This is a genomic window from Shewanella mesophila (assembly GCF_019457515.1).
GTDB lineage: Bacteria > Pseudomonadota > Gammaproteobacteria > Enterobacterales > Shewanellaceae > Shewanella > Shewanella mesophila.
On record NZ_CP080421.1, the window covers coordinates 3261262 to 3277779 of the forward strand.

At 44.5% G+C, this 16518-nt stretch carries 12 protein-coding genes; 11 read left to right on the forward strand and 1 reads right to left on the reverse strand.

Features of this window, described 5'->3' with window-relative positions; translation table 11 throughout:
* Window positions 1-107 precede the first annotated feature (107 nt).
* A complete protein-coding gene (locus K0I73_RS14500; protein WP_220061777.1) occupies window positions 108-1262 on the forward strand; it encodes an IS110 family RNA-guided transposase in 1155 nt (384 codons plus the stop codon).
* 14 nt (window positions 1263-1276) lie between these two features.
* On the opposite strand, the gene K0I73_RS14505 is transcribed toward K0I73_RS14500, so the two are convergent.
* Window positions 1277-1435: a hypothetical protein gene (locus tag K0I73_RS14505; protein WP_220061778.1), complete on the reverse strand. Its 159-nt coding sequence runs from the start codon at window positions 1433-1435 to the stop codon at window positions 1277-1279.
* Between the two features lie 986 nt (window positions 1436-2421).
* On the opposite strand from K0I73_RS14505, the gene K0I73_RS14510 reads away from it, so the two are divergent.
* The 10 genes from K0I73_RS14510 (at window position 2422) to K0I73_RS14555 (ending at window position 16282) form a co-directional block, all read left to right on the forward strand.
* The gene (locus K0I73_RS14510) at window positions 2422-2850 is read left to right on the forward strand and encodes a hypothetical protein (RefSeq protein ID WP_220061779.1); all 429 of its coding nucleotides are present in this window, start codon (window positions 2422-2424) and stop codon (window positions 2848-2850) included.
* Window positions 2837-3808, forward strand: coding sequence for a hypothetical protein (locus K0I73_RS14515; protein ID WP_220061780.1), 972 nt, complete (start codon window positions 2837-2839; stop codon window positions 3806-3808). Before K0I73_RS14510 ends, K0I73_RS14515 begins: the two co-directional genes overlap by 14 nt.
* A 2009-nt stretch (window positions 3809-5817) precedes the next feature.
* Window positions 5818-6060, forward strand: coding sequence for a hypothetical protein (locus K0I73_RS14520; RefSeq protein WP_220061781.1), 243 nt, complete (start codon window positions 5818-5820; stop codon window positions 6058-6060).
* 45 nt (window positions 6061-6105) lie between these two features.
* Window positions 6106-7014: a hypothetical protein gene (locus K0I73_RS14525; protein ID WP_220061782.1), complete on the forward strand. Its 909-nt coding sequence runs from the start codon at window positions 6106-6108 to the stop codon at window positions 7012-7014.
* Window positions 7005-7514 carry a hypothetical protein gene (locus K0I73_RS14530; protein ID WP_220061783.1) on the forward strand — a complete coding sequence of 170 codons (510 nt, stop codon included), beginning with the start codon at window positions 7005-7007 and terminating at the stop codon, window positions 7512-7514. The genes K0I73_RS14525 and K0I73_RS14530 overlap by 10 nt, the downstream gene beginning before the upstream one ends.
* A gap of 789 nt (window positions 7515-8303) precedes the next feature.
* Complete coding sequence (locus tag K0I73_RS14535; RefSeq protein WP_220061784.1) at window positions 8304-8780, forward strand: DNA polymerase III subunit chi; 477 nt, start codon at window positions 8304-8306, stop codon at window positions 8778-8780.
* Between the two features lie 37 nt (window positions 8781-8817).
* Window positions 8818-11718: a valine--tRNA ligase gene (locus K0I73_RS14540; protein WP_220061785.1), complete on the forward strand. Its 2901-nt coding sequence runs from the start codon at window positions 8818-8820 to the stop codon at window positions 11716-11718.
* Between the two features lie 279 nt (window positions 11719-11997).
* The gene (locus K0I73_RS14545) at window positions 11998-12669 is read left to right on the forward strand and encodes a cupredoxin domain-containing protein (protein ID WP_258405198.1); all 672 of its coding nucleotides are present in this window, start codon (window positions 11998-12000) and stop codon (window positions 12667-12669) included.
* Window positions 12670-12677: 8 nt separating this feature from the next.
* A complete protein-coding gene (locus tag K0I73_RS14550) occupies window positions 12678-15011 on the forward strand; it encodes a sensor domain-containing phosphodiesterase (protein ID WP_220061786.1) in 2334 nt (777 codons plus the stop codon).
* A gap of 44 nt (window positions 15012-15055) precedes the next feature.
* A complete protein-coding gene (locus K0I73_RS14555) occupies window positions 15056-16282 on the forward strand; it encodes a hypothetical protein (protein ID WP_220061787.1) in 1227 nt (408 codons plus the stop codon).
* The last annotated feature ends 236 nt before the right edge of the window (window positions 16283-16518 follow it).

Genomic DNA, 16518 nt, shown 5'->3' on the forward strand with positions numbered 1-16518 from the left:
TAGACATAATGACTCCCCACAAAGATGCTGATCTCCAATCAATCGTGGGTTAGCTGAAAGCCAGAGCCATACTAGTTTTGTTCATAAACTAAAAATTGGAGATCAGCATGAAACAACATAGCACACTTTTTATTGGCCTTGATACGCATAAAGAATTCGTTGAAGTTGCTTATATTGAAGAACAACGTGGAGCGCAAGCCGTTCATTACGGTAGAGTTTCTAGTGCGAAGGCCTCAATCACCAAACTCGCTCAACAATTCCAATCAAAATATCCTAACGCTATATTGCATTTCGTCTACGAAGCTGGACCTTGTGGCTATTGGGTTTATCGCTTACTCACAAGCCTTGGTCATTGTTGCTATGTAATAGCTCCTTCTCTAGTTCCTAAAAAGCCTGGGGAGAAGGTCAAAACGGATAAGCGAGATGCGCTTAAATTAGCAAAGTTACTTAAATCTGAAGACTTAACCCCAATATATGTACCAGAGCCAGAAGATGAAGCTATCCGTGACTTATCACGTGCGCGAGAAACGGCAATGAAAGATTTAAAAGATGCCAAATATCAGCTCAAAGCGCTGCTATTACGAAATAATATCAACTATAAAGGCACCGCTAACTGGTCACTACAACATTTACGCTGGTTAACAGAACTCATCTTGCCCCATCCTAGTCAACAGATTGTCTTACAAGAATATTTACAAACCATTACCGAACGCCTATCAAGGCTTAAGCGGCTCGATAATGAATTGGAACATCATGTAAAGAATTGGCGCTATTATCCTGTTGTGAAAGCAATCCAAGCTCTTAGAGGTGTAAGGCTGTTAGTGGCTACCGGAGTGATTGCTGAACTAGGAGATCTCACCCGGTTTGATCACCCTAGAAAACTGATGAGCTATCTGGGGTTAGTACCTTCAGAACATTCAAGCGGCGGGAAACGGCATATTGGAGCCATCACAAAATGCGGTAATAGCCGTGCTCGCCGATTATTAGTAGAAGGTGCTCATACTTACCGTTACTCAGCTAACATCTCAACGGATTTACAAAAACGACAAGAAGGCTTACCAAAGCAGATTATTGATATCGCATGGCAAGCGCAATTAAGGTTATGCAGACGCTATCAACGATTAATGTATAAAGGTAAACACTACAATGTCGTCGTGACGGCTATTGCACGAGAGATGATTGCTTATATTTGGGCTATTGCAAGAGAAGTGGTGTTAGTACAAGTTGACCCTAAATTACGGATAGCGAGAGTTCCTGCATGAGTAACGATTTTGAGTTAATGCGGTTGATTAGGCATCGGGTGTGGCACAACCACCGACGGCGTTAGGATGGCAATACGGCTAATCCTGTATTGAACCACGAACATAGACTGACGACAGGTGCCACGACGGATCAAGTAAGGTAGGCGCTGCTTATTGAAAAATGAGTAATCCACGGACCCAGCATGACAACCGACGAAAGTACTTGCCTCATCGTCTGCATTAACTCAATCCCATAGGGGGTAAACTAAAATTGGCTTAAAAATTTAGGCCTATATTGTTACGTTCTGCTTGACGTGGGGAGTCATACCAACGCCTGTCCGGCGGGGGATGTGCAGATACACCTGTGACACGCTGTGCGCCATCCCTGGCCGCTCTGCGGTTTCATCCCTGAAACCGAAGGTCACCTGCGTATCTACACTGGGTATCCAACGTCTCTTCGATTTAGCTGCATTTGATACTGTGAATGAAGTGCTAGCTAACATTTAGCTGAGTTCTTGTTTATTGGATGTGTTTGAAGGTTGTACCTTCATTGCTACTTAACGCCTGTCCGGCGAGGAATGTGCAAACACTTCTGCGGCACGGTGAGTGAAGCATAGCTTCGTGCTTACGAACGAGAGGCAGAGTGAGCTTGGCGACATCCATATACTCGCGAACGAGAGACAGGGATGTCGAACTGGCATTTGTATATGGATATATTTTGCCGAACTGGCTTTTAGACATGGACGTTGTTCAAGCACAATCCCTGTGGGCTCTACGCCAGCATCTGATGTGAATGGATTCACAAATGCCGCGATGACAGGGATGTCAAAGAGCGGCCATGCTGGCAAAGGCCGCAGCCGCGTTTACACCTATGTCTAACATCTCTTCGATTTAGCTTCATCTGTTGCTGGTTGATACAAGCTATTATTTTTACGAAAAAAAGCATACTAAAATGTGACATAACATGTTGATTACAACCAGCAGGATAGATTAAAGTATCACCTCTTAAGGACAGAGCTAGGCCAACTCGACTCAAACATCGACCACGCCATTCAGGGAATGAAAAAGCCAGTCACCATACGCCAACCAACTCCCTCAAAAGTTTGCTCTGCCTCTGTTAATTTGACCCTGTTTATTTAATTAGCTTATTTAACTACAAGCGATATAAAAGGAATTTTATATGATGCGATTTCTCATGATTGGATTACTGTTAATTGCCAACGCAGCCAACGCAACATCAATCGATGAGCATACCGAAGATAAAGCACAGATACGTACCCTGCTACACCACCTATATGTTGATGGCAAAGATGCTAACTCTTCTGCAGAGGCATACTTATACAATTATTTTTTGCCAACCGACTTAAAAAGACTTCACGTTGTTTCTGGTGCTGATGGTGAACGTAAAAAATGGAATGAAATGCTACAAGCTTTTGATGTTAAGAATGAAAGGTTTCATCAATACTTGGAAATGCTATCGAATGCAGAGCACGCTTCAATCAAATTCTTTACCGGTAGAACTGGTGAGTCTCAGGCAATCATAGAAGTCGAAGCGCCAAGACAACCACGCTTTACTAAATATCAAGGGAAATGGTATGCATCAATGTAATTCTAGGATAGAAAAAAATACGCTCAGTAAATATGCCTTATTCACGCTATCGTTATTGATCAGCGCAAATACTTTGGCTGTAGATTGCCAGCATGATGTTAAATATCATTCTAGCCTGAAGGAAAGAAATTTTCTGGTAGATGTTTCGGTAGGCTTGCCTGCCAATTTTGACTCTTCGGGTACATTAGAAATAAGTGGTTTCAAATGTACGTCCGAAGTCACTGCAGAACAAAACTTTAAGATGTCGATGAGCAAGCAAGCATCACTACCTCAATTTGACATAATTTATACTGATCCTGATGGGGTTAGATTCAACAACATTATGCAAGCTAGCGTCTTTCCGTGGAGCAAGTCAGTAAGAGTCGATATGCAATCTACAGTACTCGCTGATTTATTGAAGAATATTCCCGAATTTCGACATTATGAAGAAAAAGACAAGCCCATATTGTTAGACATGGCAAGCGATTCTTCGTATCTAAAAAAATGGGCAGAATTACGCAGTAAACGCACCGCCAAAAATCCATTGTTATACGCTTATCCACTTCCCCAAAATGAACATGATTTGCTGTTACTCGCTATCGACGAGTTCAACGAAAAATACCAACAGCTTCAGCAGAGTCATATAGATAAGATCGCTAAGCAACCCGATGAGGTGCTCTCAGAGCTATTTACAAAATTAAAAGCAGGTAAGCTAACCGATGATGCCTTATCGGGTTATTTAGTTAAAAGTAGAGAATATAGTGATCGGTATGTGCAAGAGCTTCTTGATAAACAGATCAAGGAGATTAAAAAAGTTGAGTTGTTAGAAAACAAACCCCTCGACGGAAGGGCCTTTGTGAATGTCACATATAACACTCAATCAAATCCTACGGTTGTAGAACAGAAGTTTTTCATGAAGCGAGTTCAATCTCAATGGTTAGTATTTTCTGCTTATAACCTACGTGTAGTGCCAAATTAGGTATTGATACATGCCTTGTAGTAGTGGCCAAATTTAATGTGCCACTACAGTTTGAAGGTCGTACCTTCATGGCAATCTATCACCTGCGATGAGGGTTGATTAAGCGTTAACCTTCGCTTTAACCAATTGCCTGCCGCAGGCCTATGTGCAGATACTTCTGCTACACGCCGTAAATCCGTCCGTGGAGGCTCGACGATGGCATCCCTGCCATCAACGTCCGCAGCCGCATCTGCACTGGGTTATTAACTCTCTTCGATGTAGCTTCATTGGGTAAGGTGAGTGACGTACTAGCTGACATTTAGCTGAGTGCTTATTTATTGAATGTGTTTGAAAGTTGTACCTTCATTGCTACTTAACGCCTGTCCGGCGAGGAATGTGCAAACACTATTTTGGCTCGCCGCAAGCACATCCATGTGGGCTCTGCGAAATCATCCATGATTTCGAAGGCCAAAATCGTGTTTACACTGGGTCATTTCGTCTCTTCGATTTGGCTCTATTGTGGGCGATTGGGAAGGAATCTTTGGCCTAATTTCTATTTACAGGAGATTTGAAGGTCGTACCTTCATGGCAATCTATCACCTGCGGTGAGGGTTGATTAAGCGTTAACCTTCGCTGCTATCAATCACCTGCCGTGGGCTTATATGCAGATACTTCTGCTACACGCCGTAAATCCGTCCGTGGAGGCTCGACGATAGCATCCCTGCCATCAACGTCCGCAGCCGTATCTACACTGGGTTATTAACTCTCTTCGATGTAGCTTCATTGGGTAAGGTGAGTGACGTACTAGCGAACATTTAGCTGAGTGCTTATTTATTGAATGTGTTTGAAGGTTGTACCTTCATTGCAATCTATCACCTGCGGTGAGGGTTGATTAAGCGTTAACCTTCGCTGCTATCAATCACCTGCCGTGGGCATATGTGCAGATACTTCTGCTACACGCCGTAAATCCGTCCGTGGAGGCTCGACGATAGCATCCCTGCCATCAACGTCCGCAGCCGTATCTACACTGGGTTATTAACTCTCTTCGATGTAGCTTCATTGGGTAAGGTGAGTGACGTACTAGCGAACATTTAGCTGAGTGCTTATTTATTGAATGTGTTTGAAGGTTGTACCTTCATTGCAATCTATCACCTGCGGTGAGGGTTGATTAAGCGTTAACCTTCGCTGCTATCAATCACCTGCCGTGGGCATATGTGCAGATACTTCTGCTACACGCCGTAAATCCGTCCGTGGAGGCTCGACGATAGCATCCCTGCCATCAACGTCCGCAGCCGTATCTACACTGGGTTATTAACTCTCTTCGATTTGACTTCATTTGATACTGTGAATGAAGTGCTAGCTAACATTTAGCTGAGTTCGTATTTATCGAATGTGTTTGAAGGTCGTACCTTCATTGTTACCTAACGCCTGCCCGGCGGGGTTGTGCAAACACTATTTTGGCTCGCCACAAGCACATCCATGTGGGCTCTGCGAAATCATCCATGATTTCGAAGGCCAAAATCGTGTTTGCACTCGGTGTCTAACGTCTCTTCGATTTGGCGTCGATTGTTATCGATTGGGAAGCAGCATTTGGCCTGATTTGTATTTACGTCAGATGTGAAGGTCAAACCTTCATGGCAATCTATCGCCTGCCCGGCGGGGGGTTGTGCAAGCACTCTTTTGGCACGCCGAGGTTCCGTCCCTGGAGGCTTCACGGCGGCGTCCATGCCGCCGAGAGCCAAAAGTGTGCTTACACTTGTATTTAAACGTCTTTTCGATTTGGCTTCATTGGGTAGCATTGAGACAAGTTATTATTTTCACGTAAAAAAATGTGACATAACATGTTGATTGCCACCAACCAGATAGATTAAAGTATCACCACTTAAGGACAAAGCTAGGCCAACTCGAATCAACCATCGATGCACTATTCAGGGAATGAAGAATCCAATCTGCTCCCTTAAAAGTTTAATCATCTCCATTAATTCGGGTCCGTCTCATTATTAGTACACTAATTTAAAGGGAATTAAGTAGTGAAGAAAGTTTTTTACTTATATGTATTAGTGGCGTCACTCTCGACTAATGCCACCCCCACCCCACATGGTTATCCTGATGACGCAACTTTTATTCCTCCACAACAATCTGAAAAGTATTTCTATACCTGTAGAGATAACTATCCAGGAATAGGATTTGGATTTGATGATAAAGTTCCAGCTGAAATTTGTTGGAGAGCCATGGATGAAGCGATTTCAGCCTTTAATACTGATACAAAATAGTTCGCCGATTGTTATAAAGGTATTGATGGTTGGGGATACGAGTTTATGAGGTGTAGAGGATATCTAAAATATTATAATTGGGATGGTAATGGTACAACAAAAGTTATAGAAGGTGGCTTTGCTCTAATCGGCGATCTAGTAAACACGGAAAATAGAGGAGGATTATATTGTAATGACGAAATATATCGTGATGGACATGATACAAATGGTGATGGTGAAATTGACCGTTGTTATAACCCTGATGACAAATTGAAAAATCGAGAGAATATAGATTCATGGTGCATTGGTTATGAAACGTTATCTTTAAGTACTAGTGACGAAAATACACTTAAGAAGGCAGCGGAAGATTTATTAGTACTTTTGAGTAACATTGATTCAGATTTTTCATCTCCGAATCTGGAAAACTCTTGTAGACTGAATGGACTTGCTTCACTTATGGGTATTCCTGACTACCAGCATCCAAATTTCAAATTACTAACAGATTCCATGTCGCGATCTTTGTTTGGAATAAAACAGCGGTTAGAAGTTGCAAAGAATGATCTTTCCGGTACTGATTCTGGACCTAGATATATAATAATGAAAGACACTGATAATGCCCGGGCCATTCACTGTACAAATAGTCAGAATTTTCCTTTCAGCGAAGAAGACATAGCGTTCGATGATAATTTAGTCGACAATTACGGTAATAATGAAGACGATGATTTAAAATTTTTGATGACATTTATGCATGAAGTACATCATTCTCTTGGAGCAAGACATCCCAAAAGAACAGATGATCACTCTGATTACACAGTGGCGTTATATAAAAAAGATTTTGAAAATGAAGTTTCAGAAATTAATGACAATAAAGGAAAGAGCTTTGCCACACCAGCTTGGTTTGAATCCGAATATCAACAACTGATGAGAAACCCTTATCATTTAGCATGGGCAATAGGAGCAGTAAAATGTCAATAAAAACGATTATTCTTCTTTCAACGTTGGTTTTTTTTAGTGTTGATATTGTACCTGCTGAGATTGAAAGAGATTCAAAGGAGCAATATGTTGCGTTAAAAGTATTGCCACTCTGCTCTGTAGACGGGCAAGTTAAAGTTATATTCACCAATGTTTCTGGTGGTAAGTTGATGGTCGATCCCGACTATGGTTCAGTGGACAGATTTGATGTTGGCAATCAAGCGATTGATCTATATACCGCCGATCTATACCCAGTAAAGACTTGGGCACGTAAATCTGTAAAGCCAACTTCAGATTGGTCAGTATTTACAGCAGGCCAAAGTGTTGAGCACATCATAGATTTTCGTGAACATAGCCCAAATCTAGATCTATCGAAAAACTATATTGTCATGACAAATGCAGTTTTCAATGTGATCACTGAAGCCGGAAAAACAATCAGAGTAAGGCTTAAATCTGGCTCATTGGATGAAAGAGTTGAGTTTGGTCCAGATTGTTTTAAATAATAGTTATAAAATAAATGGAAAAGTGGGGTCAGAGTAAACATTCTGAAAAATGCTAATTCCCATAATAATTTTACGGCTAGACCTTCTCACAAGGTCAAATCGAAGAGATGGATAACTTAGTGTAGGTACGGCTGTGACCTTCCGTGACAGGGATGTCACGGCAGAGCCTACAGGGAACGTACTTGCGGCGTGTCACAGCAGTACCTGCACGAAAGGCCTGCTGCCAAGCAATTCAAAACAATGAAGCATTGGTATTCAACAGGCAAAATTCAATTCCACAAGGCCTTGGCTTACCAACCTCAAATACTTAGCGTACCCAAACACGGCTAAATCACAGAGATAGATAACTCGGTGTAAACATGCTTTTGGCCTTCGAAATCATGGATGATTTCGCAGAGCATCCAAGGATGGACTTGCTGCGTGCCAAAAGAATGTTTGCACGAAAGGCCTGCTGCCAAGCAATTGATAAACCATGAGGCTATGGTTTAAAACTCACCTTACAAATCCCCAAAACAGGTAAATGCTTAAATAACAAAATGAAACAACTCACTCACCACCTCAAAATAGGGCTGACACATGAGCCCACCGCAGGTGATAGGTTGCCATGAAGGTGCGACCTTCAATCCCACTCAATCAATGACAATTCAGCCAAACGCTACAACCAAAAAATATTACCCAATTTGTTATTCTACAAATCCCCTCCCCCTCTGGTTTAACAACTCACTTTTAGTGTAAAATCTCCCCTTTCGTCAATCATCAAGTCAGACTCAGCCAACATAGAGCCAGATAATGCCAAACGCCCTGTTTTACCTGATGCCGCAAACACTTCCTGAAGCTGGGCAACCTGCTGCTGCCGCAAATACGGTTACATCGGCAACGGATGATGTTTACCGTTTGGCGTGCCAACTTGCCGAAACCGCCTATAAGGCGCAGCAGTTGGTGTATATCCACTGCAACGACCAACAGCAGGCCTACGCCATTGACGAAATATTATGGCAATTTGAACCCATAGCATTTGTGCCCCACAACCTAAAAGGTGAAGGGCCAACGGGCGGCGCGCCAGTGGAAATAGGCTTTGATAAGCTCGGCCCCAATAAAAATCGTCATCTTCTGATTAATCTTGCAGACCAAGCGCCGCAATTTGCGGTAAACTTTGGCCAGATTATCGACTTCGTTGCTAACGATGCTGCCAAAAAGACCATCGCCCGCGATCGTTATCGGCAGTATCGTGATTTAGGGATCGCCTTAACGACCCAAAATGCGTAACACAACCAATTAATTAGTTTGAGAAGCATACGCTCCTATGGAAAAGACATACAACCCGCAGTCAATCGAACAAAGTCTCTACCAAAACTGGGAAGAGAAAGGTTACTTTAAGCCGCACGGCGATGAGTCAAAAGGCAACTATTGCATCATGATCCCGCCACCAAACGTGACGGGTAGTCTGCACATGGGCCATGCCTTCCAAGACACCATCATGGATACGTTAACCCGTTACCAGCGCATGAAGGGCAAAAACACCCTTTGGCAGGTGGGTACCGACCATGCAGGTATTGCCACCCAGATGCTAGTTGAGCGCAAAGTAGAAGCCGAAGAGGGTAAGAGCCGTCACGATTTAGGTCGCGATGCCTTTATCGAGCGTATCTGGGATTGGAAAAACCAGTCTGGTGGCACCATCACCAAACAGCTTCGTCGCCTTGGCGCATCGGTCGATTGGGATCGTGAGCGTTTCACCATGGACGAAGGGATGTCTGAAGCGGTACAAGAGGTTTTTGTTCGTCTGTATGAAGATGAGCTCATCTACCGCGGTAAGCGCCTCGTTAACTGGGATCCAAAATTACATACTGCAATCTCAGATCTCGAAGTTGAGAATAAAGAGAAGCAAGGTAGCATGTGGCATTTCCGCTACCCGCTTGCCGATGGCGCGCTGACCGCCGACGGTAAAGACTACCTTGAAGTGGCCACTACGCGCCCTGAAACCATGCTAGGTGACAGTGCCGTTGCGGTGCACCCTGATGATGAGCGTTATCAATCACTGATTGGCAAGTTTATCATTCTACCTATCGTTAACCGTCGCATCCCGGTTGTGGCCGACGATTATGTGGATATGGAGTTTGGTACAGGTTGTGTGAAGATCACCCCAGCCCATGACTTTAACGACTATGAAGTGGGTAAGCGCCATGCGCTACCTATGTTCAACATCTTAACGATTGATGCGGCGATTCGCTCAACGGCTGAAGTGGTTAACACCGACGGTACCGCCAACAACGAGTTAGATAACAGCCTGCCTGAGCGTTATGCCGGCCTTGACCGTTTTAAGGCCCGTAGCGCCATCGTTGAAGAGTTTGAAACCTTAGGCTTACTGGGCAAAATTGATCCCCACGGATTAAAAGTACCTTATGGCGATCGCTCTGGTGTGGTGATTGAGCCACTACTCACCGACCAATGGTATGTTGCGGTTGCGCCAATGGCGAAAACTGCCATGGAAGCGGTTGAAAATGGCGATATCAAATTTGTCCCGCAGCAGTATGAAAACATGTACAACTCTTGGATGCGTGACATTCAAGATTGGTGTATCTCACGCCAGCTATGGTGGGGACACCGTATTCCAGCTTGGTATGACGAAGCGGGTAAAGTGTATGTGGGCCGAGACGAAGCCGAAGTACGTGCTAAGCACGGCTTAGCCGATACCCTTGTGCTACGCCAAGACCCTGATGTACTGGACACTTGGTTCAGCTCAGCCTTATGGACCTTCTCGACTTTGGGCTGGCCAGAAGACACACAGGCGCTTAAAACCTTCCATCCAACCGACGTGTTGGTGACAGGTTTTGACATTATCTTCTTCTGGGTGGCGCGCATGATCATGATGACCATGCACTTCATTAAAGATGAAAATGGCAAACCACAAGTGCCGTTTAAGACGGTTTATGTGACGGGGCTTATCCGCGATGAAGCGGGTAACAAGATGTCTAAGTCTAAGGGTAACGTGCTCGATCCGCTGGATATGATTGACGGTATCGACCTTGAAGCCTTAGTCGAAAAACGCACTGGCAACATGATGCAGCCTCAGCTGGCGGCTAAGATTGAGAAGAGCACCCGTAAAGAGTTTAGCGAAGGTATCGAAGCCCACGGCACCGACGCGCTGCGTTTCACCTTGGCATCAATGGCCTCTACTGGCCGCGATATCAACTGGGACATGAAGCGTCTCGACGGTTACCGCAGCTTCTGTAACAAGATCTGGAACGCATCACGCTACGTGTTAATGAACACCGAAGCACAAGCCGATGATGCTGCAGATGATGCAGTAGGCGAGCCATTAGATTGTGGCCAGCATGGCGGTGAAATGGAGCTGTCATTAGCCGATCGCTGGATTATCGGACTGTTTAACCAAACTGTTAAGACCTATGACGAGCACATGGAAAGCTACCGCTTCGACCTAGCGGCGAACACCATTTATGAGTTCACTTGGAACCAGTTCTGTGACTGGTACTTAGAGCTCACTAAGCCTGTGATGCAAAGCGGCACTGACGCCCAGCTTCGTGGTACTCGCCATACCTTGGTGACCATCCTTGAAGCAATGCAGCGCCTAATGCACCCCATGATGCCATACCTCACTGAGACTATCTGGCAGCGCGTTAAGCCACTAGCAGGCGTTGAAGGTGACACCTTGATGTTGGCAGCGTTCCCTGAGTATCAGGCGGACAAAGTCGATGCGGTTGCGATGGAAGATCTTGAGTGGGTTAAGCAAGTGATCACTGCGGTACGTAACATCCGCGCTGAGCTAAACATTGCCCCAAGCAAGCCGCTTAATGCGCTACTACGTGGTGTGAGCGAGCGCGACAAGGCCCGTATTGAGACTAACCAAGCCTTCTTTAAGACCTTGGCTAAACTTGAAAGCATGACCATTCTTGGCGACGACGACACCGCGCCTATGTCAACCACTCAGCTGATTGGTAACATGGAGCTGTTGATCCCAATGGCGGGTCTTATCGATGTGGCGGCAGAGATGGCGCGTATCGACAAGCAGCTTGAGAAACTAGCTGGCGAGTTTAAGCGTATCGAAGGTAAGCTGTCTAACCAAGGTTTCGTAGCCAAAGCCCCTGCTGCCGTAATTGAAAAAGAGCGTGCTAAGCAGGCAGAATACCAACGAGACATGGACAAGCTCACCGAGCAAAAAGCAGAACTAGCCAAGCTGGAAGATTAACCTTAAATAGCTAGCGACTCAGTGCATGATATTAAAAAGCAAAACTTAGGTTTTGCTTTTTTTATGCCTCTTTGACGCCCAATAACCTGTCTACCGCAAGTGAATACAACACAGTTAGCAAAATAAAGAGCTATTTGATAAACATTTATTATCCTGAGTTCAGATTATGTTAGCCATAATGAAATAAATTCCCCAAATCGCCGTTCTATTTTCGCTGATCGTACACACAAGAGAGCTGCATTAGACTATGATGATTATCATTTCGAAAAAGAGGTTGTTGTGAGCAACAAAAGTATCAATAAACGGTTAACGCTGACTTTCGCTTTGATGATATCGACAGTCACTACTGCTGCTTGGTCTCAAGGGGTGACACTTATCAATAGTGACGGTGATGCGATGGCAGGGATGGTGGTCTATTTAAATGGCGCATCAAGCCAACAATCCAATGATAACGCCATCAGAGAGCCTATTGAGATCCACCAAAATAATAAGCAGTTCACACCTTATATCACAGTGATTCAAAAAGGTTATGAATTACAATTTGTTAATGATGACGATATCACCCATCATATCTACTCCGCTTCTGGGCCAAAACGCTTTTCATTCAAACTGCGTAAGGACAATGCCCAACAAGCGATGTTGTTTGACCAAGTGGGTCATATCTCCATGGGCTGTAACATTCATGACTGGATGAGTGGTCATCTATTAGTGGTGGATACCCCCTACTTTGGTGTGACCGACGCTAATGGATTTATCGACTTTGATGTGGTGCCACCTGGGCAATATCAAGTGGTGATTTGGCATCCGCAACTACTCAGCCAAGACAACATTGTCACCTATGAGAGTCAATGGCCACTGACACAAACATTAACCATTAAGATCGATGCCCCTATGGCTGAAATACCATCACAGCAGAGTTTAGATGATTTTGAATTTTTAGAAGGATATTAACTTTCGATATGTTTAATCGAATACAAACAAGGATATTTGCATTTTTCATGCTGTTATTGATTGCCGTACAGGCGATCTCTTTTGCTATCACTTTCTACGCTAATAATCGACTCCAACAGCAACAACTGGGCAACCAATTGTCGATTGCCGAGCTGGTGTTCAAATCTGAATACAATAACCGTAACTACTATCTGTCGGCCTTTGCCGAAACGGCCGCAAAAGACTTTGGCCTTAAAGAGGTATTTATTGACAATGATCGTCGCAGCTTTCTTGTTGCGCTCAATAATCATCGAAAGCGTATTAATGCCGATCTGGCTATTGCCGTTGATAAAGAGGGTGAGATCATTGGCGAGCTACTGTTAACCCCAGATGGCGTTAACCAAGGCAAAGTAAAAGTGGGACCAGAGCAAGGCGAGCCGTTTCGCTCACCATTAGGGTCTGAGTTTGATAACAATAATCCGCTCTACTCATTAGGAGATCATGTCTATCAGTTGAAGTTTGCGCCCATCACCAGTGGTGCCGCCAACATTATCGGTTGGATAGGCTTTGGCTACATTATCGGTGACTCTCTCACCCTGTCGCTGTCACAACAAACCGGACTCAATACCGGCTTTGTACTGAGTGATGACAAGCAAAACCAGCAAATCGTTAGCTTGTCTGGCAGTGAATTATCCAGCGATGACGAACAGATACTGGCAAACTTCATTCAGCGCGGCCAACGCAGTGAAGAGTATTTGTTGTGGCAATCGTTCTTAGGTGATGTTCAAGGCAAACAATTACATGCCTTTATGTATTTAAGCCGCCAAGATGTTCTCGCCTCTTCGCAAAAGCAGTGGCTGCAACAACTCATATTGATTCTGTTAATGCTGCCATTGTCATTAATGGTTGCCTATGTCATTGCACGCGGAGTCACCAAACCAATTACCCAATTGATCACTCAGGCGCGCTTTATTGCTAAAGGTAACTATCATTCCAAAGTTGAAGTTGGAGCCAGTACTGAGATGCAGGCACTGGCCCAAGAGTTCACTGAGATGCAGCAAGCGATATTGAGTCGTGAAAACAAGATAGCGTTTCAGGCTTACCACGACCCGCTAACCAATCTTGGCAATAAAAATGAGTTAATCCGAGTGACGCAAAGCTGGTTTGAGCAAAAATCGCCGCTGGCATTGTGCCAAATTAATATTCGCCGTATGACTGAAGTTAACGGCACCTTAGGCCATGAAGTGGGCGATAAGGTGATTGAAGAGGTAAGCCGTCGTCTACGCAGCTTTAGTCATATTGATTTAGTCTGTCGCCTTAATGGCGATGAGTTTGTGGTGGCCATTGAGCATTCTGAGCCCAAAGCATTACGCCAGTTAATTAGCCAAATTCAGCAATCGATTGAAGCGGAATATTGTTATCAAGATATCTCGCTGCACTTGCAGGTGACTATTGGGCTCAGTTATGTCCACTACCCTAGCGATCTGGAGACACTGTTAAGGCAAGCTGACACTGCGCTGCAATATGCCAAGAAAAACCGTTTAGATATTCAAGTTTATCACCAGAAAATAGACGTCAATAGTGTCGACCGCTTACAGCTGATTAATGAACTAAAACCGGCCATTGCCAATGATGAGTTGGTACTTTTTTACCAACCTAAACTCGACTTGGTACAAAATAAGGTGACACACGTGGAAGCCTTAGTCCGTTGGCAACACCCAGATAGAGGTATGATCCCGCCAGATACCTTTATTCCCATCGCTGAAAAAATGGGCCAGATGAATGCCTTAACCCGCTGGGTAATAAACTCGGCGCTGACACAATATCTCACCTGGCAAGCTGAGGGCGTTAACTTGGCCATTGCGGTCAATATCTCTGCTGAGAACTTAAAAGATGGTGAGTTTTGCGATTATGTACTGCAAGCGATTCGAGATAAAAAAGTGCCCATTGAGGCGCTCACCTTAGAGATCACCGAAGATGCGGTCGTGGCCGATCCTGACAACGCGATTAAGCAACTGTCCTTGTTAAAACAACATGGGTTAAAGCTGTCGATTGATGATTACGGTACTGGCTACTCGTCGCTTGCACAACTTAAACAGCTGCCAGTGGATGAACTTAAAATTGATAAATCCTTTGTGCAAAACTTAATGGTCAACAGCGATGATCAGATCATTGTAAGCTCGACCCTGCAACTGGCCCATAACTTGGGCTTGCGGGTCGTCGCTGAAGGCATTGAAAACCAAGCAACACTGAACTGGTTAACCGAGCGTGGTTGTGAAATGGGTCAAGGTTTTTACCTGTCTAAACCCATTGACGCACAAGCGCTCACAACTTGGCTTGCGCAATCTCGCTCTACCAAGTAAGCGCCAACGACAAGGTGGTTTAACTCAATTAACAAGGGGTACGGATGAGATATTGGCTATGGATGCTATGTTTGATTACGGCAGATGCTATGGCAGCCGAGCATAAGTTTAGCGGTATTGTTGATATTAGAGCCACTTACACCGATGGTATTGACACTTATGTTGATGGAGGCTTGGGCAAGTTTCGATTTGATCAAGGCAGCCAGCTCTCCATTGCACAAGCGGGTGTCAGCTATGAGCTAGACTGGGACAGCCCCTTATCTGCCCAGATAACGGCTAACAGCTATATCGATGGGGTGAACAATAATCTCGGCATCACAGAAGCTTTCATTAACTATCGAGGCCTGCCCTTTAAAAATGGCCTGCGACTGCAAGCGAAGTTTGGTCTGATGTACCCCAGTATCTCTTTGGAAAACATTGCCACAGCATGGTCGTCACCCTATACCTTAAGTGACTCGGCAATTAACAGTTGGTTAGGGGAGGAGTTTCGCCATATTGGGGCTGAGTTCTCTGTCGAGCGACTCGGAAAAATCAGCAATAGTCCGCATGACTTTGTCTTGTCAACCACGCTATTTCAACACAATGACACCGCAGGTGCGATGTTGGCATGGCATGGCTGGACCAATAGTTCGAGACAAACCTTGCTGCAAGAAACCTTGCCGCTGAGTAATATGCCTAGCCTACAAAACGGGACGCTCGCGAAACAGGCCCAAGCATCAGATCCCTTTATTGAACTGGATAATCGCTTCGGGTATCACGCTAAGGGCCAATGGCGTTATAAGGGAAAGGGAGAGTTGTCTATCGGTTACTACGATAACAATGCCAACACCCGAGTCGTTGAAAAGGGGCAATATGCTTGGCTAACTCGATTTATTCATATCGACAATAAATGGCACTTACCCTATAAGATTCTTTTGCTAGCGCAGTATATGCATGGCGATACCTTGATGCAGTCCCCTGATGGTCGCGACATAGTCGATAATCAATACCAGGCTGCCTATTTATTGCTTAGCCGACGTTGGCAACAACACCGTCTTAGTGTGCGATTAGAAACATTTGACGTCACGGATAATGATGCCACCGTCGATGACAACAACAACGAGCGTGGTTACGCAGTTACCGCTTCCTATCAATATAGATTAACCAAAGGTTGGTATCTTCAAGCCGAATACAACCGTATTGATTCAACACGTGCGGCCCGCATTGAGCAAGGCTTGCCCAATGATTTGATTGAGCAGCAGTGGCAACTAGCTAGTCGCTGGTACTTTTAATCGCCAAACTCAAACGTGATGGGCATCGCCCCTCTTACGTCTTTATATTGAAATGGCATGGATTTCACTCAAAAAAAATACCTGCATGTGGCAGGTATGTTTTAGCACCAAGTAGACAGCAATTAGTTTTGCACCTTCACAAATAGAAGTTTCAGCATCCTCTAGCCGTTGCTACTTTACAATCGTTGTAATTGTCAACAAAGCGATTGATATTTCAAGCATTAACCGAATGTGAT

What these genes read in the sequence shown, in the direction of transcription:
- K0I73_RS14500 (WP_220061777.1), top strand. Translation starts at nt 108, where the DNA reads ATGAAACAACATAGCACACTTTTTATTGGCCTTGATACGCATAAAGAA.
- K0I73_RS14510 (WP_220061779.1), top strand. Translation starts at nt 2,422, where the DNA reads ATGATGCGATTTCTCATGATTGGATTACTGTTAATTGCCAACGCAGCC.
- K0I73_RS14515 (WP_220061780.1), top strand. Translation starts at nt 2,837, where the DNA reads ATGCATCAATGTAATTCTAGGATAGAAAAAAATACGCTCAGTAAATAT.
- K0I73_RS14525 (WP_220061782.1), top strand. Translation starts at nt 6,106, where the DNA reads ATGAGGTGTAGAGGATATCTAAAATATTATAATTGGGATGGTAATGGT.
- K0I73_RS14530 (WP_220061783.1), top strand. Translation starts at nt 7,005, where the DNA reads ATGTCAATAAAAACGATTATTCTTCTTTCAACGTTGGTTTTTTTTAGT.
- K0I73_RS14535 (WP_220061784.1), top strand. Translation starts at nt 8,304, where the DNA reads ATGCCAAACGCCCTGTTTTACCTGATGCCGCAAACACTTCCTGAAGCT.
- K0I73_RS14540 (WP_220061785.1), top strand. Translation starts at nt 8,818, where the DNA reads ATGGAAAAGACATACAACCCGCAGTCAATCGAACAAAGTCTCTACCAA.
- K0I73_RS14550 (WP_220061786.1), top strand. Translation starts at nt 12,678, where the DNA reads ATGTTTAATCGAATACAAACAAGGATATTTGCATTTTTCATGCTGTTA.
- K0I73_RS14555 (WP_220061787.1), top strand. Translation starts at nt 15,056, where the DNA reads ATGAGATATTGGCTATGGATGCTATGTTTGATTACGGCAGATGCTATG.